We start from the raw sequence: 26,738 nt of genomic DNA on the forward strand, positions 1-26,738 counted from the left end.
GTGCGTCGTTATGGGCAGCGGCGGTGGAACATGCTGTACCGCCGACGGATTCGTGGACGGTTCCCGGGATCCGGGAAGGTGGTGATCCGGGCCGGTCGCCGATCAGGCGAGATGTCGCGCGTCGAGCGCGGACAGCTCCGCGTCGAACTGTGCCGGAGTCGTCCCCGCGGCGAGCGCGCGGCGGGTGAGTTCGGCCTGGGTCTCACCGTGCATACCGGTGAGCGGTTGGTCCAGGTCCAGGTTGGACGGGAAGGCATAGCCCTCGGCGGTGGCCGCCACCGCGTTCGCGACGGCCGCCTCGTCGCCGGCGGCGGCGAGGCGCTGCAGCTGCGGGTACACGGCGCGCAGCATCGCGGAGCGGTCGACGGCGTCCATCGCGCGGCCGAACGCCGAGCTGACCTGTAGCAGGTTGGCCATCCGCCGGATGTCGGCCGAGCTGTTGGTCCCGGCGGCGTGGAACAGCGCCGGATTGAAGAACACGGCATCGCCCGCGGCCAGCGGCAGCTGCACGTGGTGCTCGGCGAAATACTCCCGGAACTCGGGCAGGTTGAAGGCCACGTAGCCGGCCTCGTACCGCTGTGAGTATGGCAGGTACATCGTGGGGCCGGACTCGAGCGGCATGTCGACGTGGGCCACCGCACCCTGCAGCGTGAGTGCGGGGGAGACGCGGTGCGCGTGAGCGCGGAATCGGCTCGCGGTCTCGGTGGACATGAAGCCGAGGTGGTAGTCGCGGTGCGGGTTCTGCGCCTGGCCGCCCGGGTTGACGACGTTGATCGCGGACGTCACCTGGTACATCGGGCCGAGCCAGGCCTCGGCGATGAGGGCGAGGACATCGTTGGCGTAGTAGCGGACGAACAGTTCGGGTGCGCGGAGGGCGTGCTTCTGCAGTGCGTTCCAGATGCGGTCGTTGGCGCCGGGAGCGGCGAAGTGATCGCCGCTGTCGGTACCGGCGGCGCGCTGCTCGGCGATCATCTCGGTGAACAGCCGCGTGGACTCGTCGAGTCCGTGCCGTGCATCGAACGCGCCCGTGAAGACCACGATGCCGGGTCCGGTGAGCAGGGCCTGCGAGAGCTCGTCGGCGAGCTCCTCGCGGTCGGCCGCGGAGACGGCTGCGGCGTCGTAGAACAGCACACCCTGCTCGGTGCGGGCGGCGTGCGGGTAGTCGGCGAGGTCCGTCTCCGCTTCGATGCATGCGCGGAAGTCGTCGATCGAGCAGTCCTGCTTGTGGATTCGGCCGGCGGACTCGTCGGCTCGGGTGGTGTGGCGGCTGGTGAGGGTCATCTGCGGTGCTTCCGGTTCAGGGTGTCGTGGCGATGGATCTGCTGTTCTGCTGCAGATGATTCTGGCAAGCTTGAAGAGGGTGGAGAACCCCGTGGATCCATCAAAAATCCCTCGAGATGACGTGGAGGAGCGACTGTGCCGCACCCGTACCCGATCCGCGAGATCGCCCGCCAGGCCGGCGTCAGCGACGCCACCGTGGACCGGGTGCTGCACGGGCGGCCGGGCGTGCGACCCGGCACCGTCCAACAGGTGCAGCAGGCGATCGCCGACCTCGAGCGACAGCACACCCAGCTACGGCTGTCGGGTCGCCGTTTCATGCTCGACCTGGTCATGGAGACCCCGCGGCGGTTCTCGACGCTGACCCGCGACGCCCTCGAGGCCGAGCTGCCCGCCCTGCGGCCGGCGGTCATCCGGGCGCGCTACCACCTACGCGAGCGGTGGCCGCTGCCGGAGCTGATCGCGGAGCTGGACGCCGTGGCGCGCAAGGGGAGTCACGGCGTGTTGCTCAAGGCGCCGGACGTTCCTGAGGTCGCCGCCGCCATCGGCCGGCTCACGGCGAGGCGGATCCCCGTCGTCACGATGGTGACCGACGTCCCGGCGAGCACCCGCGTGGCGTACGTGGGAATGGACAATCGCGCGGCGGGTGGGACGGCGGCGTACCTGGTGTCTCGGCTGTTGCGTCGGGTCGACGGCGCCGTCCTCGTAGTCACGAGCGGCGATCTGTTCCGCGGCGAGGAGGAGCGCGAGATGGGTTTCCGGAGTGCGTTGCGGCGATACGACCCCGAGCGCCGGATCGTGGTGGTCGCGAACTCCGACGGGCTCGACGCGACCTGCCGGCGGTTGGTGCGCGAGGCGCTCGAGGCAGACGGTGACGTCGTGGCCGTGTACTCGATCGGCGGCGGGAACCGCGGTATCGTCGCCGCCTTCGACGATGCCGGCCGATCGTGCGAGGCGTTCGTCGCGCACGACCTCGCGGAGTCGAACCGGCAGTTGTTGTCCGAGGAACGGATCACGGCCGTGCTGCACCACGATCTGCGCTCGGACATGCGACAGGTGGCCCACGCCGTCATGTCGTACCACGGCGCACTGCCGGGCGAGTCGCGCCCGGTCCCGTCGACGATCCAGGTGATCACGCCGCACAACGTGCCGAGCTGACGGTGCCCGAGCGGCTACCGCACCAGCGCCACCGCGGTCCCGGCACACGCCACGGCCCACAGCACCGACACGAACGTGCCGATGATGAACTGCTCGGAAGCCCGCGGGTCCCGCAGCTCCGGGTACCGCGCGAGCCCCTTGACCGCGACGATCACTGCGAGCCCGGCCCCGAACCCGGTGAGCACGCACACCGCGATCGCCGCGCGCTCGAGCACGCCGATCGCCAGACCGCCGCGCAGTGCCGGCTCCCCGTCGGCGCCGGGGGAGTCCCGCGCACCGTGGGCGCCGGGGGAGTCGCGGGCGCGCGCGCCGCCCGCATGTGCGAGGGCGAATGCCGCGGCGACGCATACGCTGCCACCCGTCGTGGCGGCGAGTACGGCGAGCACCCGGGCGACGTCGGCGAGGACGCCGTTCTGCGGGGGCGTGCCGACGGCACATGACGCGGCAGCTGCGAGGAGCACGGCGGGCGCCAGGGCGCGCCACACCGACCTGCGGCGGGACGGCGCTCGCTCGGGGCGTGCCGGTATACCCGGGCCTGGATTCCCGCTGCCCGGCGTGGCGCCGCCTGCAGGCCGCGCAGCCGCGAGCGCGCTCATCGCCGCTCCGGTGACGGCGGTGAGCGCGAGCAGGATCATGGCGGCGACGGTCACGGCGAACCTGCGAGGTCGAGCAGGTGCCGCGCCAGGTCGCGAGCCGCCGGCTCGACCGGATAACCGGCCGCCGCGAGTCGCTGCGATACCGCCTGCTTGCTGATTCCCAGCCGTTCCGCGGCCGCGGTCTGGGTGAGACCCGTGTCCATCAGCGCCACCACCTCTCCTCCCTGCGGCGATCTGCGCCCGACGATAAACCCGACCACCGACAGGATCGCCTCGGCGCGTGCGCACTCATCCGTCCGCGGCCCCCGGACCTGCACGGGCACCGGCGCGGACTTGGCGGCGGTCACGGCGTCCCGTGCCGCCTCGAACGCGGGCCCGCGCCCCGCTCGGGTCTGGTCGGGTAGCGGGGTGTCCACCCGGCCGGCGCCGATTCCGACGCTCCAGTGCCTGTCGCGCAGTAGCAGCAGCGTCGCCGACACGACCGTCTCGGCGGAGTCGCTGACCGCCTGCAGTTCGTCGCCGGCCGTCCGTTCCGGGGGGCGGACCCACGCCAGGTGGCCCAGTCGCTCACGGGCGTCGTCGACCCGATCACGATCCCTGCGGCTTCGGCGCTGGTCTATCGTCATGACGAACACAGAGTCAAGCCTCTTACATTGCTCTGGGCAATGTCAAGTATTAGTACTTGACTTGAGCTAAATCAACCAATGAGACTTGACTGATACTCCGGATGCCGCGGATTCCGACGGGAACCGCGCCATCCCGAGCGAAGCGGTCGGTGCGGCCCGTGAATCCTCCGACCCGCCGCACGCCTTCGGGCCGAGAACCTTCAGTGCAGCCCCAGGAACAGCGCCTGCAGGCCGAGGCTGCTCGCGGAGACCAGCAGCCACAGCGCGGCACCGAGAAGTAGGGGAGTCACACCCGCGCGGCGCAGCGCCCGGAGGTCCGTCGACAGGCCGATGGCGGCGAGCGCCCAGGTGATGAGGAAGGTCGCGGCGAGGGCCAGGTCCGAGCGCACTCCGGGCGACAGCGGCCACACGCTGCCGAGGATCGCCAGTGCGAGGAAACCGAGCAGAAACCACGGCACGAGGTTGCGCAATCGCGGCCGGGGCGCGGCACCGTCGGGACGTCCCGCACCGTCGGCCCGGTTCCAGGCCGGCCGGCCCACCAGCCACGCCAGGCCGAGGCTGACGGGGATGATCATCAGCGCGCGCGTCAGCTTGACCACCACCGCGGTGTCGGTGGCCTCTCGGCCGTAGCTGGTGGCTGCGGCGACCACCGACGACGTGTCGTTGACCGCCGTGCCCGCGAACACCCCGAACGCGTGCTGACTGAGGCCCAGCAGGTGTCCCAGCGGCGGGAACGCGACCACCGCGGCGACGTTGAACAGGAACACCGTGGTCAGCGCGTACGCGACCCGCGACGCACCCGGACGCAACACGGGAGTCACGGCGGCGATCGCGGAGGCACCGCAGATGGCGGTGCCCACGCCGATCAGGGTGCGCAGGTCGCGATCGACGCCGAGCGCTCGGCCCAGCGCCCACGCGCCGGCCAAGGCGACCACGAGCGTGCCCAGCATCACGGGCAGGGTCTGCCGGCCGGTGTGCAGCACCTGGGCGATCGACACCTGTGCGCCGAGCAGGACCACGGCGATCTGCAGCACGCTGCCGCCCGTGATGCGCAGCCCGGCCGCCAGCGCAGGCATGCGCGCCACCGGCCGGACGGTGCTCGCGACCAGCGCGTCGAGCAGCACCGCCGCGACCGGCGCGCCCAGAATCGGGAGGATCCGGCCGACGACAGTGGCGACACAGGCGACCGCCAGCGCGAGCGCCGAGCCCGGTGCCGCCGTCCGGAGCGTAGCGACCAGGCCGCGCGGCGACCGCCCCGGACGGTGGCGCGCGATCGCGCGGAGGCGTGGACGGCGGTGCGTGACGATCTCGCTCATGCGGTCCAGGATCGCGTGGTCGGGCACCGGGCGGAACCCACAGTCTTGCTATATACCCATAGAATCACCCTATGGATACCGTGGCGCCCGACGTCGCCATCGAGTCGCTGCGGCTGCTGGTGGCGGTCGCCGATCTGGGGTCGATCTCGGCGGCGGCCCGCGCGGCGCAGATCTCCCAGCCGAGCGCCAGCGCCCGGATGCGACACCTGGAGCGCTCGCTGCGTCTGGACCTGCTCGACCGCCGCACCCGCGGGGCGGAACTCACCGACGCGGGTCGCGCGGTCACGGAGTGGGCCCGCGCCGTCGTGTCGGCGATGGATGCCCTGCGTACCGGCGCGGAGGCGCTGCACACCGAGCACCCGGTGCGGGTGTCGGCGAGCCAGACCATCGCCGAGTTCCTGGTTCCCGCGTGGCTCGCCCAGCTGCGCACCCGCACCGACGAACCGGTGCACCTGCGGGTGGCCAACTCCACCGGCGTGATCGCCGCGGTGCGTGACCACAGCGCCGACCTCGGCTTCGTCGAGGGTCCGACGGTGCCGCGGGACCTGGTGGCCCGGACGGTCCGGCGGGACCGACTCGCGCTGGTGGTCGCGCCGAGTCACCGTCTGGCGCGCCGCCGCGCCCCCGTCGGAGCCACCGAACTCGCCGACATGGAGTTGGTGACCCGTGAGGAGGGTGCGGGGACCCGGGACGTGCTCGACCGCGCACTCGCGCACGCGGGCTTCCCCGGTGCCCACCCGGCGGCCCTGAGCCTCGACTCCAACGCGGCGGTGAAGGTGATGGTGCAGGCCGGCGGACCGCCCGCGGTTCTCAGCGAGCTGGCGGTCGCCGCCGAACTGCGCGACGGGCGCCTCGTCGAGGTCGCCACCGTCGGCCTCGACCTGCACCGCCTGCTGCGCGCCGTTCGTCGCCGCGACGCCGCCCCTCGGGACGTGATCTCGACGCTGCTCGCGGTCGCCTCCGGGCGGTGATCTCGTCGCTGCCCGCGGCGACGCGCTCCTGTGGGCGACCCGGACCGAGCTCGACGCCGTCCGTGCGGTGGCTGACCGGCATCCCGGAGTGCCCGGCATCGTAGCTCTGCGATCGGCGCCGGGTCTGGCGGACTGGGGCGCCGCGTCGCCACACGAGACGGCCACTCGGGACATCAACACTGGGACGACCCACGCCGACGCGACGGCGACGTCGATCGGTACCACCGTCTCGAGCGGGCGGGCTGGCGGATCGTGCGCGTGACGTCGGTACTGCGCTACAGGCGGACATCGGAGTTTCTGGACCGCGCCCCGCACGAGCTGGTCGCGCGGGGATGCTCGCGGACCTGGTGATGACGAGTCTGCGTTCTGGTACGCCCGAGGACGATCTGCGTACCAGAACGCAGACTCGATGGGAGAGTCGGCTACCGCTCCTGCCCGCGGTGCCGGACCCGCCCGAGCACCCCCAGGATCACGACGGTCACCAGCACCAGGAACAGGGTGTTGGCGGCGGCGCCGAAGATGTCGCCGCGGTCGGACTCGGCGAAGATCGACACCGGCAGCGTCCGCCACGAGGCGGGGTACACCATGATCGTCGCGCCCAACTCGCCCATGCAGATCGCGACGGACAGACCGGCCGCCGCCGCGATGGCCGGCAGCAGCAGCGGCAGGCGCACCGTCACCAGCAGCCGCAGCGCGGATGCGCCGAGCGATCCGCCGACCTTGCCCAGCACGGGGTCCATGCGCTCGGCGGCGGCCGACACCATCGAGTAGGCGAACGCGAACACCAGGATCGCCTGCACCAGGATCACGATGGACGGCGTGCCGTTGAGGATCAGCGGCGCCGACGAGAACGCGATCAGCACACCGAGGCCCACCACCACGGACGGCACCGCGACGGGCAGGTGGAAGAACGTGTCGATCGGCCCCCGCAGCCTGCCGGGCAGCGTCTGGACGGCGAGCGCGCCCCACGTCCCCAGCACGACCGCGACCACGGACGCGACGATCGCCGTCTGCACGGATACCCCGATGCTCTGCGCGTTCTCTGTGGTGAACACACCCGAGAGGTGTGAGAACGTCAGCGCCGACGGCAACACAGACGTCCACTGCGCGCTGAGCGCCGTGATCACCGTGACCAGCACCGGGGTGATCACCAAAGCCAGCAGTAGCACAGCGAACACGATCCACACGGCGATTCGGCCGGACCTACCTCGGATCAACATCGGGTCTTCTCCTTCGTCTCGCCCACCATCTCAGGCGTCCTCCCGTCCGAGCAGCGCCCGGTAGATCACGTACACGCCCACGGAGATCGCGAGTTGCACGGTGGCCAGCACCGCGGCCGTCGCGAAGTCCAGCCCGACGATGGCCTTGGTGTAGATCAACATCGGCAGCGTGATCACGTCCTTGGCGCCGGTGAACAGAACGATGCCGAACTCGTTGAGCGTCAACAGGAACGTCAGCGATGTCGCCGCCGCCAGCGCCGGCACCGCCGCCGGCAGGACGACCCGCCGCACGATGGTCAGCGGGCCGGCGCCGAGCGATGACGCCACGTCGATCTGCACCGACGGGAACTGCGTGAACGACGCGAGCATCGGCCGCACCACGAACGGCGTGTAGAACGCGACCTCGGCCGCCACCACACCCCAGATCGACGACATCAACGAGCCGGTGCCACCACCCAAGGGCTTCAGCACCGCGTCCACCACACCGACGGGGCCGAGCAGGACCCCCAGAGCCAGGGGGATCAGGAACGACGGGAACGACACGACGGCCTCGATCAGCCGGACCACCGCGGACGCGCCCGGGAAGGGTACGAACGCCAGGACGATCGCGAGGAACGACCCCACCACCACACAGCCGACGGTCGACAGGGCCGCGACCTCGAGGGTCGTGCCCAGCGCCCGCAGCACCGCCGCATCGGTCAGGGTGTCGTGCCACGTCGAGAACCCGGCCGAGTCGCCGGCCTTGTCCGTGAACGTCCGCGTGATCACCTCGACCAGCGGATACACCACCGCGAGTGCGATCACCGCGACGGGCGGGATCACCCACAGCCACTTCGGGACGCCGCCCGCGGCGCGGGCCCTGGGGGCCGACGGTGCCGTGCGGCCCGGCACCGTCGGGGCCTGCGCGACCATCAGCGACCGCCTTCGGTGGCGATGGTGGCCGAGACGACCGCCGCACCGGCAGGCTCGTCGACGTCGGCCGGAACCACCATGACGTCGCTCGGGTCGACCTCGACCCACAGCGTCTCGGCCTTCAGCGGGCTCGCGACCAACACGGGCACGTCCACGCCGATCCGCTGGCCCGTCGCGACCACCTCGGCCGTCACGTGCCGGACGGAGCCGCGCCACTGCTCGGTCTGCACCGTCACCTCCAGGCCGTTCGCGGGGCTGGTCCGGGTGAACCGCCAGGCCCACGGCCGCACGGCGAGAGCGACGTGGGCCGAGCCTGCGACACCGTCGTGCCCGGACGCGCGCAGTTCCACGGAGCCGTACCGCGCGACGATCGGCTCGCCCGCCTCGGCGCCGCGGACCAGCTGGACCGGGAGTACGTCGGCGCCGCCGAGGAACGCGGCGGTGAACTCGGTGGGCGGCCGCGTGAACAGCCGCTCGGTGGTGTCGATCGACTCCAGCCGGGCGTTGCGCATGATCGCGATGCGGTCGGCCAGGGCCAGCGCCTCGGACTGGTCGTGCGTCACGTACACCATGGCGACGTCGGGCAGCTCGGCCCGCAGACGCTGCAGCTCGGTGATCATGTCGCGACGCATGGCGGCGTCGAGCGCGGACAGCGGCTCGTCGAGCAGGATGACCTCCGGCCGGGTGGCCAGGGCACGGGCGATGGCGACGCGCTGCTGCTGGCCACCGGACAGCTCGCGCGGCAGTCGCTCGGCGTAGTCGAGCATGCCGACCATGCGCAGCACCTCGTCGACGCGGGGTTTGATCGCGTCGCGGTCGGTCTTGTGCGCCTTGAGACCGAAGGCCACGTTGGAGCGCACCGACATGTGCGGGAACAGCGCGTAGCTCTGCACCACGATGCCGATGCCGCGCTTGGCGGGGGACGCGTGCGTGATGTCGCGGCCGTCGATGGTGACGACCCCGGCGGCGACCTTCTCGAAGCCGGCGATCGCCTTGAGGGCGGTCGACTTGCCGGAACCGGACGGGCCGAGCAGTGCTACGGTCTCGCCGCGCGCCACCTCGAACGAACAGTCTTGCAGCGCAACGGTATCGCCGTAGCGGACCTCGACGCCCTCGAGGCGCACCGCGACCTGGCGGCGGACGGTGCGGTCGACCTGGTCGTCGGGCAGGCCACGCGGGCTGGACATGGCGGCGGCGGACTCGGTCTGATCTGCCATGGCTACTGCCCCGTCACCTTGTCGTACGCCTTGACGCTCGCATCGAGGCCGGTGGAGATGCTGTCCCAATCCGGGTACCAGACGGTGACGCCGGTGAGGGCCTTCTGGAAGGCATCCCAGTTGGGGCCGGTGGGAGTGACATCGGTACGGACCGGCGCGCCGAATGCGCCGGACGGCAGCGAGCTCTGGACGTCCTTCGAGAGCAGGAACTCCATCAGCTTCTTGCCGTTGGCCTGGTGCGGAGCCTTGTTCGCGAGTCCCATGTAGTAGGGCAGCGGCAGCGTGGTCCGCGTGCCGTTCCACTCGGGGATGTAGGTCTCGTACGCGCTCTTGTCGGCGGAGATGGACTGCAGCGCCATCTGCACGTCGGAGTTGGCCACCGCCAGCTCGCCCTTGCTGACCTTGGGGCCGAGCTTGCCCGTCGACGACGAGGGGCCGACGTTGTTGGTCTGCAGGTCGCCGAGGTACTTCAGGCCCGCGTCGTCGCCCATGATGTGCTGGACCAGGACCAGCAGTGCCGTACCGTCGCCGGCCTGGCCGGGGGTCGAGTACTGGATCTTCTGCTTGTACGCACTGCCGGTGAGGTCCGTCCAGTTCTGTGGCTTCGGGTTCAGCGACGTGCCCCGGATCATCGTGAAGTAGTTGTCGGCGAGCGCGACGTACTCGCCGTCGGCGGACTTCAGCTTGGGATCCACCGCCGACGTGTCGACCCCTGAGGCCTCGAGGTCGCCGGACTTGTCGGCCTGCTGGATGAACGGCGGAAGCGTCACCAACACGTCGGCCTGCGGGTTGGACTTCTCCTTCTCGACGCGCGAGACGACCTCGCCGGAGCCCGCCTCGACGTAGTTCACCTTGATGCCGGACTGCTTGGTGAACGCGTCGAACTGCGTCTTGTACCAGTCGCCGAGCCCGTCGGCACTGTAGACGGTCACTGTGTCGGACGAGGTGGTGCTGCCACCCGTGCCGCCACAGGCGGAGACGGTGGTGAGTGCCACGGCGGCGAGGAGAACAGCCGTGGGACGTGCGAGCTTGCGCATGGGTCGTGTCCTTCGGTTCGGTGAGGTCCTGCGGATGGAGCGGATCGGTCGGGCGGGAACGGGTCGGGGGCTCAGTTCGGAAACGTGCGCTGCGCGAGGCCGAACGAGATGGTCATGCCGACGCCGGAGGTGACGGATCGCACCGAGAGGTGGTCACCGAAGTCGGCGGCGAGATACGGCGCCCGGCCGCTGGAGGCGTACACGCCCTGCCAGCGCTGGCGGAAGGTGAGTCGGTCGACGCCGAGCACGCGACAGATCTCCCGGTGGATGGTCTCGGTGGTGTCCTCCTCGAGGAACGGATCCACGGTGCGCTCGGTGTGGTGCGAGTCGCCGATCAGCAGCCTCCCGTCGGGGCGTTGGGTGAACATGACGTTGGCGTCGATCCCCACCAGGTCGGGAGAGGCGGCGGTGATTCGGGCACGCAGCGCGGCGGCGGCCGAGGTCTGCGCGAACGCGTCGTAGCGCAGCAGGGACGTCGCCGTGAGCACCGCCGGTGCGATCGTCGCGCCGGGCCCCTCGACGAGGGCCATCTGCAGCGCGCAGCGGCGCACGTCGTTCGCCTCGGCGAGGTCGGGGTAGAGGTAGTCCAGGTCGTGCCCGACGCATACGACCACACGGTCGGCACGGACCCGGCCGCGGCTGGTCACGGCGTGCGTGCCGTCGGTGCCCAGGTACGCGGTGCCGAAGTGGACCCGCGCGCCGTCCTGCCCGGCGAGCCAGGTGGCGATGGTGCCGGCCGCGGTCCGCGGGTCCACGCGCAGGTCCGCCACGAGGTGCGCCCCGCCGACGATGGAATCGGACCCCGCGCCACCGAGCAGTGCGCGGATCTGCTCGCGGGTCAGCAGACGGACGGCGTCGGGGCGGCTGTCCTGCAGCTCCTCGAGTACGGCGAGCTCGTCGGCCCCCCGGGCGACTGCGACGCCGCCCGACTCGGCGACGCGGACATCCGCGCGGGCGGCCATTGTCAGCCATCGCTCGCGTGACACGGCGGCCAGTTCGGCGAGGTCTCCGGCCTGGCCGGTCACGCACACGTGGCCGAAGTTGCGGATCGACGCGCCGACCGGGCGGCTGTCGCGCTCGACGACGACGACGCGGTGGCCCGCATCGAGCGCGGCGACGGCGTGGGCGAGCCCGACGATTCCCGAGCCGGCGATCAGTACGTCGCACGAGTCGAGCAGTGGGGAGTCCGGGGCGATCAGGGTGTTGCTCACGACGACAACATTGAGCGGCGAGCAACGGTTCCGCAAGCGGAGTGGCATAGATGTATATACAAGTTTTCACACTGTATGCCGTTTATATTGCGCCGTTCACGTGCCGTTCACTCGGCGTGTGAGGATAGGTGGTGCACAACTTGTATAATCAAGTTGTGCCGATTCCACTCCATCGTCGTCTGGCCAGCGAGTTCCGGTTGCGCATCGCGGACGGACGCTGGCCGGAAGGCGCCTCGGCGCCCAGCGAGGCTTCGCTTCGTGAGGAGTTCGGCACGTCCCGTGGCCCGATTCGTCAGGCGCTGGCGACGCTGCGCGACGAGGGCCTGATAGTCGGCGGTCGAGGCAGGCCGCCGGTCGTGCGTCGGAACGCGGCGTCGACCACGTCCGCACACGCGCTCGGCTCGCTCACGGCCTGGGCGCACGGCGCCGGGCACGAGGTGGGCCAGCGCACGATCGAGCAGGCGAGGCATCGCGCCGGGGCTGAGCTCGCGACGCGACTGCAGGTGGACGAGGGCGAGCAGGTGGTGACGATTCGGCGCGTACGCCGGCTCGACGGTGCGCCGGCGGTCCTCGAGCAGATGCACTTCGTGTGGCCGGTGGGACGTCGACTGATGGAGTGGGACCCGGATTCCGGCTCGATCAACGCGTTCCTGCTCGGTAGCGGCGTCGACCTCTACTCGTCCACGCACGATCTCGATGCGGTCGCCGCGACGGAGGAGGAGGCGGAACACCTCGGCGTCGACCCGGGTGCGCCGCTGCTGCGGGTGCGCCGTGTCACCACCGACTCCGTGGGCGACGTCGTCGAATACGCCGAGGACCGGTACGTGCCCGGCCGCATCACCATCTCCGTCGAGAACCGCCCCTACGCCACAGTCGCAGACGGGGCCGACCCCGCACCGGCGTCGTGACACATCGATCCCCCGAGCCTCCTCCGAAAGGACCCTTCACATGATCACCCTCGTCGCCCTGGACATCGCCGGGACCACCGTCGACGACGGCGGAATCGTCTACGAGGCCCTGCGGGGCAGCGTGGAGGAGGCCGGCGCACCGGTCGCCCCGGCCGATCTGCAGACCTGGATGGGAGCGGACAAGGTCGAGGCCATCACGCATCTGCTTCGCCTCGGTGGGGTCGAGCCCACGGGCGAGCTGGTCGCGACGTCGTTCGGCCGGTTCCGGGAGATCCTCGCCGAGCGCTACGCGGCGGAGCCGCCCGTGCCCGTCGGCGGCGCTGTCGAGGCCATCGCCGAGTTGCGCCGCCGCGGTGTCAAGGTGGCGCTCACGACCGGATTCACGGCTGATGTCGCCGTGCCGCTGCTCGGAGCCCTGGGCTGGACCGTCGGAAGCTCCGCCGACGACACCGTCGACGCCCTGATCACCACCTCCGACGTCGCGGCCGGTCGGCCGGCGCCGTACATGATCTTCCGGGCGATGGAGGCCACCGGTACCCGCGACGTGCGCGAGGTGATCGCCGCGGGGGACACCGCCGTCGACGTCCGCGCCGCGCGCGCGGCCGGCGCCACCGCCATCGGCGTGCTCACCGGCAAGGCCGACCGCGCCACCCTGGAGGCCGAGGACCACGACTACGTAGTGGACGCCGTCGCGGCGATCCCCGCCCTCGTGGTCGAGTTCGGGGCGGGCGAGTAGGCGACGTGAACCTCCGACGGGGTCACCCGGCGCGCCACTCGCGCGGGGTGACGCCGTTCGCGCGTTTGAACATCCGCGCGAAGTAACCGGGGTCGGCCAGTCCGACCCGGGCGGCGACGGTGGCGATCGGCAGATCGGTAGCTGTCAGCAGGCGCCGCGCCTCGGCCATCCGACGGTCGGCGATCCACTCGCCGACGGTGCGACCGGTCCGCCGACGGACCACGGTCGTCAGGTGACCGACGGTCATCCCGACGGCGGCTGCTACGTCGCGGGCGGACAGTGCGGTCCCTAAGCGCTCATCGATCGCCTCGAAGACGGCGGCGAGCAGCGGTTCGTCGCTGCGCCGCAGGTCGCCGACCACGTCGGTGGCCAGGCGTGCGATGTCGACCAACAGCACGGTGAGATGCGCGAGCATCGCTTCGCGGTACCCGACCGTCTGCGTCTGCTCCTCCGTCTCGATGGCGGTGAGGGCGGCCGACCACACCGGGCGCCGTTCGGGCGGCACGGTCAGTCGGAGCAGCCCCCCGGGAGCGCCGTGCGCGAACGATGCGAGCAGTGGGTGCGAACCCCATGACGGCCACGCCGCCGCGCCCAGCGCCTCCGGGTCGAAGGCGACCCCGCGCCCGACCGCACACGCGGCGGCGACCGCCGGGTCGATCACCACCCCCGGTGCCGCGAGGAAGGCATCGCCCGCGTCGGCGGCCCCGTCGGCCAGGCTCTGCTCGACGTACACGAGGACGGGGAACTCGTGGATGTGCCGCACACCGTGCCCGGGCGGATGCGCCGCGTCGACGCGATGCACTGACACGGGCGACAGGTGCGGCGCACCGCCGTAGCGGTAGACGGGTACGCCGTCGCGATACCGCACCGCACGCACGACCTGGGCCATACCGCCGAAGATAGTCCATGTTCTCCGAAGGATCGGATGACTTCGCTGTTCACTCGGCACACATGATGGACTACATGACCGAGAATCATCCGACATCCCGTCCGGTGCACGATTACCTCCCCGCCGCCGGCCGCGACGCGCTCCTCCCGTTCTACGACCTGATGAGCCTCGTCCTCGGCGCGGGGGAGGTACACGAGCGTCTGCTGGCCGAAGCCACGCCGTGCGGCCCCCGCATCCTCGAGATCGGCTGCGGGACAGGGAACCTCCTGGTCCGCGCGGCTCGCGGGGCGTCCGACCTGACGGTGGTCGGCTGCGATCCCGACCCGCGTGCCGTCGACCGTGCCCGACGCAAGGTCCGCCGGCTCCCGGGCGTGCGCGTGGACGTCGCGTATGCGCAGCGCCTGCCGTACCCGGACGCGTCGTTCGACACCGTGCTCTCGGCGCTCATGTGGCATCACCTCGATGGGGAGGCCAAGACCGCAGCTGCGGCGGAGGTGGCGCGGGTGCTGCGGCCCGGCGGGAGCCTCTACCTGGCGGACCTGCTCGAGCACGGGCACGGCGGCACCCGCGGCGGCACCCACGGCCACGGACGGCGCGGCCATGGTCTCCATGCCGCCTTCTCGCGCCGGATCACCGAGGCCGGCCACCGCGTCGACGACGCCGGGATCGTCGAGAGCCTGGCCGGCGCGGGGCTGCGGGCCACGCGACTCGGCGAGGCACGCCTGCGGGTCGGCACCGTCGGCTGTTTCCGCGCAGACCGGACCTGAGCGCCGGGCGCTACGCCGGCCGCCGGACGTCGAGCGCCAGGCCCGCGACACCGGCCGCGAGCAGCGCGCCGCTGATCAGCACCAGCCAGGGGCTCGAGTGGCCGGTGATCGCGTCACCGAGCAGTACGACGGCGACGGTGCCGGGCGCGAGCCCGACCATCGTCGCCGCCAGGTACGGCATGAACCGCACCGGCGACAACGCGGCCGCGTAGTTGAGGATCGAGAACGGCATCGCCGCGATCAGCCGCAGCGAGCCCACTGCCAGCCATCCGCGGGCCCGCAGCCGCGCCGCGATCGGGACGTACGCCCGGTGCGCGCGTACCCGCCCCAGCAGCTCCGACCGGTGGCTGCGGTCCAGGTGCCGCACCACGAGGAACGACACGACGGCGGCGGCGGTCGACGCGACCAGGCACAGCGCGATCCCCAGCGGCGCCCCGAACAGGAACCCGGCGAGCACCGTGAAGGCCGTGCGGGGGATGGGGAAGAGGGTCGCGACGAAGTGCACCAGAAGAAACAGCAGGGGGAACCAGGCACCCGCCGACGTGGCCCACGCGCGCACCGTCATCGCCCCCGGGTGTGGCACGAGCATGCCCACCACGACCAGTGCGATCACCACCACACACGCGACCGCGGCGCGCAGGACGAGCGAGAAGTCGCCGGCGCGGAGCCGACCGGATGAACCTGCGCTACCCACGTGGGGCGAGGCTACGTTATGGGTTAGCGTGTAGGCCAGATCACGTGGATGTCCAAGTGATTCCGCGAACCCCTGGAGGTGGAGGTGACGGTGGCGGTAGATCACGCGAGCCTGCCCGAGCGCTACGGCGAATGGCGTACGGCGGTGGGGGGTGTCCTCGCGAAGTCGCGGGGTGGGCGGGCGCCCGAGGACCCGGTAGGCGCGTTGACGACGACGACCGAGGACGGCGTGCCGATCGCACCGCTGTACACCGCGCTCGACGAGCGGCCGGAGGCGCCACTGCCCGGGGCCTACCCGTTCCGCCGGGGCGGCGACGGGTTGCGCGACGTCCGGCAGGGTTGGAAGGTCGCCGAGCGGTTCGAGCTGCCCGGCGACGCCGGGGACGTGATGGGCGCGCTGGAGTCGGGCGCGAGCGCTCTGTGGCTGGTCGGCGCGGATCCGACGCCGGCGCTCGCGGGCGTGTATCTCGACCTCGCGCCGCTGCTGATCACGGCGGGTGGGCACGCGGCCGACGCGGCCCGCGCGGTGTACGCGGCGCTGGACTCGGCGGGGGAGTCGGAGCAGTTCTCCGCGACCTCGGTGCGCATCAACCTCGGCGCCGCTCCGCTCACCAGCGGTGCGATCGGCCGCCCGGACATCGAGCTCGCCGAGGCCGTCGACCTCGCGCGTGCCGCCGCCGACCGGCCCGAGGACGTGCGCGCCCTCGTCGCCGACGGTAACGACCTGCACAACGCTGGCGCGACCGCCGCGCAGGAGCTCGGGCTGGCCGCCGCAGCCGGCCTCGAGTATGTGCGCAGCCTGGCGGCCGCAGGTCTGACGGTGGCGGAGTCGCTCGCCCAGGTGGGTGTGCGTCTCGCGGCTACCGACGACCAGTTCCTGGCGACGGCCAAGGTCCGCGCCTGGCGCATCGTGTGGGCCCGCATCGCGGGCCACCTCGGGCACCCCGCGGAGGGTGACGCGCCTGTGCACGTGGTGACCTCGCTCGCCGCCACGACGCAGCGCGACCCCTGGGTCAACATGCTGCGCGCCACCGTCGCCGCCTTCGGCGCGGGGGTCGGCGGCGCCGACTACATCACGACGCTGCCGTTCGACGCCGCGATCGCCGGCGGTGTCGCGGGCTACTCTGCGGCCTTCAGCCGCCGCATCGCGCGCAACACGCAGCTGCTGCTGCTCGAGGAGTCGCACATCGGCCGCGTCCTCGATCCCGCCGCGGGGTCGTGGCACGTCGAGGCGCTCACCGACGATCTCGCGCGAGCCGCGTGGCGGGTGCTGCAGGACGTCGAGACCGCGGGCGGGTTCGCCACGGCGACCGCCGACGGTGTCGTGCGCGATCTGCTCACCGACGCCTCCGCGAAGCGGGACGCCGCTGTGGCGCGGCGCAGGACCAAGATCACCGGCGTCAACGAGTTCCCCAACCTCGCCGAGGCGCCCGTCGCGCCGGCCGAGGCCCAGAACGGCGCCGTGATCCGGTCGTACGCCGCGCCTTTCGAGAGCCTGCGGACCCGGTCGGACCTGTTCCTGCAGCAGCACGGCGTGCGCCCGCGCGTCCGGATGATCACGATCGGCACCGTCGCCGCCCACAACGGCCGGTCGACGTTCCTGGCCAACCTGCTCGCCTCGGGCGGGATCGAGGTCGTGGCCGACGCGGCCGAGCAGGCCGCCGGCACCGCCCGCATCGACGGTTCGCGCGGCGAGGCGATCGCCGTGCTCGCCGGCTCCGACGGTGGCTACGCCGACGAGGGCGTGGCCGACGTCGAGGCCGCCCGCGCGGCCGGTGCCGACCGGGTGCTGCTGGCCGGCGCGCCGGGCACACTGCCGGACGGGACCGTCGACGGGTACCTGCACATGAAGATCGACGCGGTCGCCGAGCTCGGCGACCTCCTGACCCGGTTGGGGGCCTAGGCCATGTCTCAGACGACCACCTCTGCGGACCAGACCACCGGACCCGGTGCGGGCAGTATCGGCAGCTTCGCGGACGTCCCGTTCGACGCCCCGGAGCAGCCCGCCGCGCCGACCGGCCCGGAGACCGTCGCCCTCGTCGAGGCGGCCGCGCAGGCGCACGGCTACGACGCCGACGACCTGACCTGGACGACGCCCGAAGGCATCGCGGTCGCCCCGGTGTACACGAAGGCCGACCGCGACGCGGTCGCCGACGCGGGCTTCCCCGTCGACTCGCTGCCGGGCGCGGTGCCGTTCATCCGCGGCCCGTATCCCACCATGTACGTCAACCAGCCGTGGACGATCCGCCAGTACGCAGGTTTCTCCACCGCCGCCGAGTCCAACGCCTTCTACCGCCGCAACCTCGCGGCCGGCCAGAAGGGCCTGTCGGTCGCCTTCGACCTCGCGACGCACCGCGGGTACGACTCCGACCATCCGCGCGTCGCGGGCGACGTGGGCATGGCGGGCGTGGCGATCGACTCGATCCTGGACATGCGGCAGCTGTTCGACGGCATCGACCTGGGCGCGGTGTCCGTCTCGATGACGATGAACGGCGCGGTGCTGCCGATCCTGGCGCTGTACGTCGTGGCCGCCGAGGAGCAGGGGGTGGGCCCGGAGAAGCTGGCGGGCACCATCCAGAACGACATCCTCAAAGAGTTCATGGTGCGCAACACGTACATCTACCCGCCCGCGCCCTCGATGCGGATCATCTCCGACATCTTCGCCTTCACCTCCCAGAAGATGCCGAAGTTCAACTCGATCTCCATCTCCGGCTACCACATCCAGGAGGCGGGGGCGACCGCCGATCTGGAGCTCGCCTACACGCTGGCCGACGGTGTCGAGTACATCAAGGCCGGCATCGAGGCCGGTCTGGACGTGGACAGGTTCGCGCCCCGGCTCTCGTTCTTCTGGGGCATCGGGATGAACTTCTTCATGGAGGTTGCCAAGCTGCGTGCGGCGCGCCTGCTGTGGAGCGAGCTGGTGGCCGGCTTCGACGCCAAGAACGCGAAATCGCTGTCTTTGCGCACACATTCGCAGACGTCGGGGTGGTCGCTCACCGCGCAGGACGTGTTCAACAACGTCGCTCGCACCTGTGTCGAGGCGATGGCGGCGACGCAGGGGCACACGCAGTCGCTGCACACCAACGCGCTCGACGAGGCCATCGCCCTGCCGACCGACTTCTCCGCGCGCATCGCCCGCAACACCCAGCTGCTGCTGCAGCAGGAGTCCGGCACCACGCGGCCCATCGACCCGTGGGGCGGTTCGTACTACGTCGAGACCCTCACGCACCAGCTGGCGGAGCGGGCCCGCGCACACATCCGGGAGGTCACCGACGCCGGCGGCATGGCGACGGCCATCGCGGAGGGGATCCCGAAGCTGCGCATCGAGGAGGCCGCCGCCCGCACCCAGGCGCGGATCGACTCGGGCCGGCAGCCGGTGATCGGGGTGAACAAGTACCAGGTCGCGGAGGACGCCGAGTTCGAGGTGCTCAAGGTCGACAACACCAAGGTGCGCGGCGAGCAGCTGGCCAAGCTGGAGCGGCTGCGCGCCGACCGCGACGAGTCGGCCGTGGCGGCCGCCCTCGGCGCGCTCACTCGCGCGGCCGCGGTCACCGCGGGCGAGCGCAGCGACGGGGGAATGCACGGCGGGATGGAGAACAACCTGCTCGCGCTCGCCATCGACGCGGCGCGCGCCAAGGCCACCGTCGGCGAGATCTCCGACGCGCTGGAGAAGGTGTATGGGCGCCACAAGGCCGAGATCCGTACGCTGAGCGGCGTGTACCGGGACGAGGCGGGGGCGGGCGGGCCGATGGCGGCCGCCACCGAGTTGGTGGAGCGGTTCGCCGAGGCCGACGGCAGGCGTCCGCGTGTGCTGATCGCGAAGATGGGCCAGGACGGTCACGACCGTGGCCAGAAGGTGATCGCCACCGCCTTCGCCGACCTCGGCTTCGACGTCGACGTGGGCCCGCTGTTCTCGACGCCCGAGGAGGTCGCGCAGCAGGCGGCCGACAACGACGTGCACGTGGTCGGCGTGAGTTCCCTTGCGGCGGGCCACCTCACGCTGGTGCCGGCGCTTCGGGAGGCCCTCGCCGCGGTCGGTCGGCCCGACATCATGATCGTGGTGGGCGGCGTGATCCCGCCCGGCGACTTCGACGAGCTGTACGAGGCGGGTGCGGCGGCGATCTTCCCGCCCGGCACCGTCATCGCCGAGGCGGCGGGCGACCTGCTGAAGCGGCTCGGCGAGCGGCTGGGGTACGAGCTGTAGTGGCCCCCGCCGGACCCGGTCCCACGCGCGCCGCGCTCCCCACGGCGGACGAGCTCGCCGCCGGTGTCCGCGCCGACCGACGCGCGGTGCTCGCGCGCGCCATCACGCTGGTGGAGTCCCGTCGCGCCGATCACCACGAGCTTGCGCAGCGGTTGCTGCTCGAGCTGACACCGCCGCCCGGTGCTGCGGCCGAGGCCACGGTGCGGGTGGGCATCACCGGCGTGCCGGGGGTGGGTAAGTCGACCACCATCGAGGCGCTCGGCAACCACCTGATCTCGTTGGGGCACAAGGTCGCCGTGCTCGCGGTCGACCCGTCGTCGACGCGCTCGGGCGGATCGATCCTCGGCGACAAGACCCGGATGGGCACGCTCGCCGTGAACCCGCGGGCGTACATCCGCCCGTCGCCGACGTCCGGGACGCTCGGTGGTGTCGCCAAGGCGACCCGCGAGACCATCGTGCTGCTCGAGGCCGCGGGCTTCGACGTGATCCTGGTCGAGACGGTGGGGGTGGGTCAGTCCGAGGTCACCGTCGCCGAGATGGTCGACACGTTCTGCTTCCTCACGCTGGCCCGCACGGGCGACCAGCTGCAGGGCATCAAGAAAGGTGTGCTCGAGCTCGCCGACGTCGTGGTGGTGAACAAGGCGGACGGCGAGCACGTCGTGGACGCGCGGGTGGCCGCCCGTGAGCTCAGCTCGGCGATGCGGCTGATCCATCCCCGCGACTCGCTGTGGCGCCCACCGGTTCTCACCATGAGTGCGATGGCGGGGACCGGGGTCACCGAGTTCTGGGCCGAGGTGTTGCGGCACCGCGAGGTGCTCCAGGAAGCGGGCGAGTTCGCGGCGCGCCGGCAGCGGCAGCAGGTCGAGTGGACGTGGTCGATGGTGCGCGACGAGGTGCTGTCCCGGGTCGAGCGGTCCGACCGGGTGCGGGCTGTCCGGGCGGACGTCGAGGCCGGGGTGCGGTCCGGCGACCTCACCCCGGCGCTGGCCGCTCGCCGTATCCTCGCGGCGTTCGACGGGGCCGGGGGAGTCGGGGTCGGAGGAGACGGGGTCGGAGGAGACGGAGCCGGGCCGGCGTCCGCGGGCGCATGAACGACGGGCCCGGCGATGCGGGCGCCCGCGCCGAGCCGGCACTGTCGCCGATCCTCGCGGCGGCGCGGCTGGAGTTGCGCGAGAACGGGTATCACGGCACCACGGTGCGGCGCATCGTCGCCCGGGCCGGCCTCACCATGCCCGCGCTGTACTACCACTACGGCAACAAGGAGGGCGTGCTGGTCGCGCTCCTCGACCTGGGCATGGACGACCTGCTCGGGCACCTGCGCGACGGACTGGCGCAGGCCGGTCACGACCCGGCGGACCGCTTGCGTGCCTTCGTCTTCGCCGTGACGGGACACGTCACCCGGCGGCAGGATCTCGCGATCCTGCACCGCGAGTACCGCTTCCTCTCGGATGGCGCCCGCGCGGGGTACGTCGCCCGCCGCGACGAGGTCGACGCGATGCTCGTGGACATCATCGAGGACGGCGTCGTCGATGGTCGGTTCACGGTGCGGGACACGAGGTTCGGCGCCCGCGTGATCCTGGGGATGGTGCAGGGTGCCACCGACTGGTACCGCCCGGACGGGCCGGACACCCCCGAGACGATCGCCGACCGGTTCGTGGAAGCGGCGTTGCGGGTCCTCGGGGCCGAGGGTGGCGGTCGCGAACAGTAGCCGTCGCTCCGGAGTTGACCTCGTGGCACGCCTCGGCGTATAACGAGCGTTAGAACTTCGAAGTAAGAGAGCGAGGTGCCGCATGCCACAGGATCGTGCCGGTCGCCCCCTGCGAGGGCTGCGGGTGGTGGTCACCGCCGACGACGAACTCCCGTCGCTGGGCAAGGCGCTGGTGGACCTCGGCGCCGACGTGCTGGTGCTCAGAGAGTGCGCCGTCACTCCGGGCTCTGCCGGGATCGCGCACGAGATCGACAGCCGCGGCAAGCGATTCGTCGACGTGCCGACGGGTGGCCTGGGTGCGGCGCTGGCGGCGCGGCTGCCCGGAGCCGACGTCCTGATCTGCGCGCCGACGGTGGCGGGCCGCCCCCACGAAGAGGTCGCCCGCGCGCACCCGCACCTCGTGGTCGCCGTGCTCACGGACTTCGGGCTCACCGGCCCGCGCCGCGGGTGGGTGGGGTCGGAGGCGGTGTACCACGCTCTGGGCGGCTCGCTGTCGCGGTCGGGCGAGCCCGGCACCCCGCCGCTGCTCCCGCCGGGCGAGCAGTTCCTGCGCAGCGCCGCGCAAGCCATCGCGTACGGCATCGTCGTCGCCGTGTACGCCGCACTCGGCGGGCCGGACCGTCGCGGCGCCGTGCTCGACTGCGCGATCTTCGAGGCCGGTGCGGTCGCGCTCGACCCGGCGCAGGGGCAGACCGGCTCGGGCACACCGGACAGCCTGGCCTCGCTCGACCGGCCGCGAGCCGGCGACGTCTACCCGATCTACACCCTCGCCGACGGCTTCGTGCGGGTGTCGGTGCTGGCGCGGACCCAGTGGGAGTCGCTCCTGGACTGGATGGGGCGGCCACCGGAGCTCGCCGGCGACGACCTCCTGTCCAACCCGGGCCGGTACGCGAAGGCGGACCTGGTGGTCGGCGCGCAGCGGTCCTTCTTCGCGGGCATGACCTGCGACGACCTGGTCACCGAGTGCCGCCGACGCAGGATCCCCGCGGCCAAGGTGCTCTCGATCGCCGACGTCCTCGGCGAGCCTCACTACCGCGAGTCGGGCATCCTCCGGACGAGGCGCACCGCCGACGGCAGCTCGATCACCGTTCCCGAGGGGATGGTGCGGATCGACGGGGTCCGGACGGCACCTGATCCGGAAACCGCCGCCGCCGAGCCTGATCCCGAGAAGGTCGCGCCGCTGCCGACCCGCGCGCAGGTGGTCGACCCGCACCGCCCGCTGGCCGGTGTCACCGTGCTCGATCTCGGCGTGATCGTGGCCGGCGCACAGACCGGCCTGGTCCTCGCGCAGCAGGGCGCGCGGGTGATCCGGATCGAGAACACCACGTTCCCGGACGGCATGCGACGCTCGTTCGATCGGCTCACTCCCGCCCTGGCGCGCGGGCATCTCGGCAAGGAGAACCTGGGTCTCGACCTCCGCTCGCCCGAGGGCCTGGCCGTGTTCCGCGAGCTGGTGAAGCGCGCCGACATCGTCACCTCCAACTTCAAGCCCGGCACCACGGCCAAGCTCGGCATCGCGCACGCGGACCTCGCCGCGATCAATCCCGCCGTCATCACCATCGAGTCCAGCGCCTTCGGCGACACCGGGCCGTGGCGCACGGCGATGGGCTACGGCCCGCTGGTGCGAGCGTCGGTGGGGCTGACCTGGCTGTGGCGCGCCTCGCCGGACGCCCACTACTTCGGGGACGGCGTCACGGTGTACCCCGACCACGTGGCCGCGCGCGTCGCGGCGACGGCGGCCGTGGCCTGCCTGCTGGACCGGGCGCGCACCGGCCGGGGCGCCGAGATCACCATCGCGCAGAGCGACGTCGCGCTCGTGCACATGGCCGAGATCGTCGCCCGCGAGTCGCTCGCGGCCGGCACCGCGCAGCCCCCGGGCATCGCCCCCGGCGCCCGGCTCACCCGCACCGTTCTACCCGCCGCCGGCGAGCAGCAGTGGTGCGTGGTCGACCCCCGCACCGATGCCCAGCTCGCCGCCCTGCGCGGCCTGGTCGGCGTCGCGCCGGATGCGGCGGCGACCGACGCCGAGCAGACCTCCGCGGTGGCCGCGTTCGTCGCCACCCGGAAGGCCGACGAGGCTGCGGAGCTGTTGCAGAGCAAGGGGATTCCCGCCGCACCCATGCTCCGCCCCCATGAACTACCCGAGGACGCCGCGCTGCGCGAGCGCGGGATGTACACCGTCACGTCGGTCGCGGGCACCGACGAGACCGTATCGGTCGAGCGGTACCCCATCCCTGTCGACGGTGTGCGGCCACCCGACCTGACGGCGGCCCCCTGCTTCGGCCGGCACACCCGCGCGATCCTCGCGGAACTCGGGTACGACGCCGCTGCGCGGGACCGGCTGTTCGCAGTCGGGGCGGCGCAGGAGATGCACGACGAGAGGAAGTCCCAGTGAACGAACACGGATCGGACTCGACACCCGTGCGGTTCGAGACGCGCGGCCACGTAGCGGTGATCACGCTGAACCGGCCGGAGGCGATGAACGCGGTGAACGGCGCGCTCGCGACCGCCGTCGGCGAGGCGCTCGAGTCGGCGGCGGCCGATCCGCAGGTGCGGGCGGTGATCATCATCGGCACCGGGCGGGCGTTCTGCGCCGGCGCCGACCTGAAGGAGCTCGCCGCGGGACGGTCGATCCTGTCCGCCACCCCGGAGTGGGGTTTCGCCGGTCTGGTCAACCACTGGATCGACAAACCCCTCATCGCCGCCGTGAACGGCTTCGCGATGGGTGGCGGCACGGAGATCGCCCTGGCCTGCGACCTCGTGGTCGCGAGCGAGCGCGCCGTGTTCGGGCTGCCCGAGGTCAAGCGCGGGCTGCTCGCCGCGGCCGGCGGCGTCGTGCGCCTGCAGCGCCAGATCCCGCTCAAGCGCGCGCTCGAGCTCGCACTGGTGGGCGACGGTGTCGAGGCCGCGACGGCCCTCGACTGGGGCCTGATCAACCGCGTCGTGCCGCACGAGCGCGTGTTCGAGGAGGCGATGGAGCTCGCCGAGCGGATCGCGGCCAACGCGCCGCTGTCGGTGCGGGAGACCAAGCGTGCGATCTACGGCGCGGCCGCCGCGGGCTCGGACTGGTCACTGCCCTGGTCGGACGATCCGTGGGAGGTCAACCGGGCCGCGCGGGACGTCGTGTTCGCGAGCCGGGACGCGCGGGAGGGACCCACCGCGTTCGCGCAGAAGCGCCCGCCCGTATGGGAGGGCCGGTGAGTACCGCGCAGCGCCGCAGCGCCACCATCGTCGGGCTCGGTATGACCGAGCTCGGAAAGGTCTTCGGGCGCACCACCGCCGACCTCACGGTCGAGGCGATCACGCGGGCGGTCGCCGACGCGGGCCTGACACTGGGTGACGTCGACGGTGTCCTGATGAGCTCGGGCATGGCCAACGACATCACCCCGCACCTGGTCGCGGATCTGGGCATCGAGCGCCTGAGCCTGCTCGCCGCCACCTCGACGTTCGGGGCGGGCGCGGGCGCGATGATCGCCCAGGCGGCCCGTGCGATCGCAGACGGGTCCGCCACGACCGTCGTGTGCACGTTCGCCGACACCCCCCTCCAGGAGGGCAGGCGCTCGGCGTGGGGCACGTCCGCGGCGACACCCAGCGGGTACCGCGGGTGGAACTTCGCGACCGGCGCGACCACCCCGAACGTCCTGTACGCGCTCGCCGCCCGGCGGCACATGGAGAAGTATGGGACCACGTCCGAGCATCTGGCGGAGATCGCCGTCGCACAACGGAAGTGGGCGGCGGGTAACCCACTGGCCCAGTTCCGCGACCCGATCACCGTCGCCGACCACCACGCCTCGCCCTGGATCGCCGAGCCGTTGCACCGGCTCGACTGCTGCCTCGTGTCCAACGGCGCCATCGCCGTGGTGGTCACCTCGGCCGAGCGTGCGGCCGACCTGCCCCAGCCGCCTGTGCACGTGTGGGGCTACGGCGAGGGGCACCGGCCCCGGCGCCTGGCCCGCGACTCCACGTGGGGCCTCGAGACCGGCGCCGTGAGCTCCGGTCGGATCGCCCTGGAGCGCGCCGGGATCGGGCTCGGCGACGTCGACGTCGTCGAGCTGTACGACTGCTACACCTACACCGTCCTCGTGAGCCTCGAGGACTACGGCTTCTGTGCAAAGGGCGAGGGCGGCGACTTCGTGTCGGGCGGTGCCCTGGCGCCCGGCGGCCGGCTCGCGGTCAACACCGGCGGCGGTCAGCTGTCCAGCTACTACATGTGGGGCTACACGCCGCTCAGCGAGGCGATCATCCAGCTCCGGGGCGCAGGCGGCGACCGGCAGGCACCCCGCAGCGACGTGGCCCTGGTCAGCGGCAACGGCGGCATCCTCGAATACCACTCCACCATGGTCCTCGGCCGATCGGAGAAGCAATGAGTACGGAGACCACAGTCGTACCGGTACCCGTCGTGCGCCGCACCGGCGACAGCGCAGACTTCTTCGACATGGCCGCCAGCGGCAGGCTGCTGCTGCGCCGGTGTGTCCGCTGCTCCACCGCACGCGGGCCGCAGGAACAGGTGTGCCCGCGGTGCTTCGCCACCGAGCACCGCGCCGAGGCCGCCGCGGGCCCGGCGACGCTGGTGTCCTGGGCCGTCGTGCACCGCTCACCGGTCCCCGTGGTGGCCGCGCCGTACGTCGCGGGCATCGTCGAGGTCGAGGAGGGGCCCTGGGTACTCGCCCGGGTCCTCACGGTCCCGGGCGAACCGATGCGCGTCGGCCTGCCGCTGCGGATCGCGGTGGCGCCCGCGGCCGACGGTGGCGAGGCGGTGGTGCTGGCCCGTACCGAGGCCGCGTCGCCGGCCGGACTGCTAGTCGCGTCGCCGGCCGGACTGCTAGTCGCGTCGCCGGCCGGACCGGTAGTCGCATCGCCCGCGGGTCGGATCGACGAGGGAACGGAGATCGCATGAGCGTCGCAGACGTACGCCTTTCCGAGGAGGAGCTCACCGACCTCGCGGCCGCGGTCGCCGGGTACTGCGCCGAGCGGCTGCCCGCGCCCACCACGGCACGGCCCGGTACCCGCCGTGATCCGGAGCGCGTGCGCTCCGAGTGGTATTCGGCGGCAGGTGAACTCGGAATCGGTTCGCTGCTGATCGGCGAGGCGCACGGCGGCGCGGGCGCGTCGCTGGTCGAGGCCGGGCGGGTCGCCGAGGCGCTCGGCGCGTCCCTCGCTGCGCTGCCCTATCTCTCGACGGCGGTGTTCGCGCCGGTGCTTCTGGCCGGCTTGGCGGCGGGCGGCGCGGCCGGCGCCGCCGAACAGCTGGCGGCGGTCGCCGCGGGCGACTCGATCGTCGCGGTCGGGTA

The 26,738-nt window shown here is 72.1% G+C and carries 25 protein-coding genes; 14 read left to right on the plus strand and 11 right to left on the minus strand.

Annotated elements, in window-relative coordinates; translation table 11 throughout:
* Positions 1-102: 102 nt before the first annotated feature.
* Complete coding sequence (locus ABD908_RS11970; RefSeq protein ID WP_344995651.1) at positions 103-1,281, minus strand: phytanoyl-CoA dioxygenase family protein; 1,179 nt, start codon at positions 1,279-1,281, stop codon at positions 103-105.
* A gap of 135 nt (positions 1,282-1,416) precedes the next feature.
* Here ABD908_RS11970 and ABD908_RS11975 point away from each other — a divergent pair, with 135 nt between their 5' ends.
* Positions 1,417-2,436 (plus strand): LacI family DNA-binding transcriptional regulator, encoded by a 1,020-nt coding sequence (locus ABD908_RS11975; RefSeq protein WP_344995654.1) that lies wholly within the window; start codon positions 1,417-1,419, stop codon positions 2,434-2,436.
* A 14-nt stretch (positions 2,437-2,450) separates the two neighbouring features.
* On the opposite strand, the gene ABD908_RS11980 is transcribed toward ABD908_RS11975, so the two are convergent.
* The 3 genes from ABD908_RS11980 to ABD908_RS11990 form a co-directional block, all read right to left on the minus strand.
* The gene (locus tag ABD908_RS11980) at positions 2,451-3,086 is read right to left on the minus strand and encodes a hypothetical protein (protein ID WP_344995657.1); all 636 of its coding nucleotides are present in this window, start codon (positions 3,084-3,086) and stop codon (positions 2,451-2,453) included.
* Positions 3,083-3,667 (minus strand): helix-turn-helix domain-containing protein, encoded by a 585-nt coding sequence (locus ABD908_RS11985; protein WP_344995660.1) that lies wholly within the window; start codon positions 3,665-3,667, stop codon positions 3,083-3,085. Before ABD908_RS11985 ends, ABD908_RS11980 begins: the two co-directional genes overlap by 4 nt.
* A gap of 191 nt (positions 3,668-3,858) precedes the next feature.
* On the minus strand, positions 3,859-4,974 hold the full coding sequence (locus ABD908_RS11990; protein WP_344995663.1) for a YeiH family protein: 1,116 nt from the start codon (positions 4,972-4,974) through the stop codon (positions 3,859-3,861).
* Between the two features lie 71 nt (positions 4,975-5,045).
* On the opposite strand from ABD908_RS11990, the gene ABD908_RS11995 reads away from it, so the two are divergent.
* Positions 5,046-5,945, plus strand: a complete 900-nt coding sequence (locus ABD908_RS11995; RefSeq protein WP_344995666.1) for a LysR family transcriptional regulator — start codon at positions 5,046-5,048, stop codon at positions 5,943-5,945.
* Between the two features lie 422 nt (positions 5,946-6,367).
* Here the strand turns inward: ABD908_RS11995 and ABD908_RS12000 are convergent, their stop codons facing one another.
* The 5 genes from ABD908_RS12000 to ABD908_RS12020 form a co-directional block, all read right to left on the minus strand.
* Positions 6,368-7,165 (minus strand): ABC transporter permease, encoded by a 798-nt coding sequence (locus ABD908_RS12000; protein WP_344995669.1) that lies wholly within the window; start codon positions 7,163-7,165, stop codon positions 6,368-6,370.
* Between the two features lie 30 nt (positions 7,166-7,195).
* Positions 7,196-8,077: a 2-aminoethylphosphonate ABC transporter permease subunit gene (locus ABD908_RS12005; protein WP_344995672.1), complete on the minus strand. Its 882-nt coding sequence runs from the start codon at positions 8,075-8,077 to the stop codon at positions 7,196-7,198.
* Positions 8,077-9,264, minus strand: a complete 1,188-nt coding sequence (locus ABD908_RS12010; RefSeq protein ID WP_385924343.1) for an ABC transporter ATP-binding protein — start codon at positions 9,262-9,264, stop codon at positions 8,077-8,079. Before ABD908_RS12010 ends, ABD908_RS12005 begins: the two co-directional genes overlap by 1 nt.
* Positions 9,265-9,296: 32 nt before the next feature.
* Entirely contained in the window at positions 9,297-10,331 is a 1,035-nt protein-coding gene (locus ABD908_RS12015) for a 2-aminoethylphosphonate ABC transporter substrate-binding protein (RefSeq protein ID WP_344995678.1), read from the minus strand.
* A gap of 71 nt (positions 10,332-10,402) precedes the next feature.
* Positions 10,403-11,542: a TIGR03364 family FAD-dependent oxidoreductase gene (locus ABD908_RS12020; protein WP_344995681.1), complete on the minus strand. Its 1,140-nt coding sequence runs from the start codon at positions 11,540-11,542 to the stop codon at positions 10,403-10,405.
* 155 nt (positions 11,543-11,697) lie between these two features.
* On the opposite strand from ABD908_RS12020, the gene ABD908_RS12025 reads away from it, so the two are divergent.
* Both ABD908_RS12025 and ABD908_RS12030 read left to right on the plus strand, forming a co-directional pair.
* On the plus strand, positions 11,698-12,450 hold the full coding sequence (locus ABD908_RS12025; protein WP_344995684.1) for a GntR family transcriptional regulator: 753 nt from the start codon (positions 11,698-11,700) through the stop codon (positions 12,448-12,450).
* Between the two features lie 40 nt (positions 12,451-12,490).
* Positions 12,491-13,186 (plus strand): phosphonatase-like hydrolase, encoded by a 696-nt coding sequence (locus ABD908_RS12030; protein ID WP_344995687.1) that lies wholly within the window; start codon positions 12,491-12,493, stop codon positions 13,184-13,186.
* A gap of 22 nt (positions 13,187-13,208) precedes the next feature.
* Here the strand turns inward: ABD908_RS12030 and ABD908_RS12035 are convergent, their stop codons facing one another.
* A complete protein-coding gene (locus tag ABD908_RS12035; RefSeq protein WP_344995690.1) occupies positions 13,209-14,075 on the minus strand; it encodes a helix-turn-helix transcriptional regulator in 867 nt (288 codons plus the stop codon).
* Positions 14,076-14,149: 74 nt separating this feature from the next.
* On the opposite strand from ABD908_RS12035, the gene ABD908_RS12040 reads away from it, so the two are divergent.
* Positions 14,150-14,842, plus strand: coding sequence for a class I SAM-dependent methyltransferase (locus ABD908_RS12040; RefSeq protein ID WP_344995692.1), 693 nt, complete (start codon positions 14,150-14,152; stop codon positions 14,840-14,842).
* A 10-nt stretch (positions 14,843-14,852) separates the two neighbouring features.
* On the opposite strand, the gene ABD908_RS12045 is transcribed toward ABD908_RS12040, so the two are convergent.
* Positions 14,853-15,536, minus strand: coding sequence for a TVP38/TMEM64 family protein (locus ABD908_RS12045; protein ID WP_344995694.1), 684 nt, complete (start codon positions 15,534-15,536; stop codon positions 14,853-14,855).
* An 84-nt stretch (positions 15,537-15,620) separates the two neighbouring features.
* On the opposite strand from ABD908_RS12045, the gene ABD908_RS12050 reads away from it, so the two are divergent.
* From ABD908_RS12050 to ABD908_RS12090, 9 genes are all read left to right on the plus strand, one after another.
* Positions 15,621-17,438 (plus strand): methylmalonyl-CoA mutase family protein, encoded by a 1,818-nt coding sequence (locus ABD908_RS12050; RefSeq protein WP_425584374.1) that lies wholly within the window; start codon positions 15,621-15,623, stop codon positions 17,436-17,438.
* A 3-nt stretch (positions 17,439-17,441) separates the two neighbouring features.
* Positions 17,442-19,739 carry a methylmalonyl-CoA mutase gene (gene scpA, locus ABD908_RS12055; RefSeq protein WP_344995700.1) on the plus strand — a complete coding sequence of 766 codons (2,298 nt, stop codon included), beginning with the start codon at positions 17,442-17,444 and terminating at the stop codon, positions 19,737-19,739.
* On the plus strand, positions 19,739-20,830 hold the full coding sequence (gene meaB, locus ABD908_RS12060; protein WP_344995703.1) for a methylmalonyl Co-A mutase-associated GTPase MeaB: 1,092 nt from the start codon (positions 19,739-19,741) through the stop codon (positions 20,828-20,830). The genes scpA and meaB overlap by 1 nt, the downstream gene beginning before the upstream one ends.
* Positions 20,827-21,447, plus strand: a complete 621-nt coding sequence (locus ABD908_RS12065) for a TetR/AcrR family transcriptional regulator (protein WP_344995706.1) — start codon at positions 20,827-20,829, stop codon at positions 21,445-21,447. The genes meaB and ABD908_RS12065 overlap by 4 nt, the downstream gene beginning before the upstream one ends.
* A gap of 82 nt (positions 21,448-21,529) precedes the next feature.
* Positions 21,530-23,842 carry a CoA transferase gene (locus tag ABD908_RS12070; RefSeq protein ID WP_344995711.1) on the plus strand — a complete coding sequence of 771 codons (2,313 nt, stop codon included), beginning with the start codon at positions 21,530-21,532 and terminating at the stop codon, positions 23,840-23,842.
* Positions 23,839-24,648, plus strand: coding sequence for an enoyl-CoA hydratase-related protein (locus ABD908_RS12075; protein ID WP_344995714.1), 810 nt, complete (start codon positions 23,839-23,841; stop codon positions 24,646-24,648). Before ABD908_RS12070 ends, ABD908_RS12075 begins: the two co-directional genes overlap by 4 nt.
* Complete coding sequence (locus ABD908_RS12080; protein ID WP_344995717.1) at positions 24,645-25,814, plus strand: thiolase family protein; 1,170 nt, start codon at positions 24,645-24,647, stop codon at positions 25,812-25,814. Before ABD908_RS12075 ends, ABD908_RS12080 begins: the two co-directional genes overlap by 4 nt.
* A complete protein-coding gene (locus ABD908_RS12085; RefSeq protein WP_344995720.1) occupies positions 25,811-26,344 on the plus strand; it encodes a Zn-ribbon domain-containing OB-fold protein in 534 nt (177 codons plus the stop codon). Before ABD908_RS12080 ends, ABD908_RS12085 begins: the two co-directional genes overlap by 4 nt.
* Positions 26,341-26,738: acyl-CoA dehydrogenase family protein (locus ABD908_RS12090; protein WP_344995722.1), on the plus strand; the 398-nt coding region annotated here is incomplete at its 3' end. The genes ABD908_RS12085 and ABD908_RS12090, both read left to right, overlap by 4 nt.

The sequence above is a fragment of the Tsukamurella soli genome (assembly GCF_039541155.1).
Lineage (GTDB): Bacteria > Actinomycetota > Actinomycetes > Mycobacteriales > Mycobacteriaceae > Tsukamurella > Tsukamurella soli.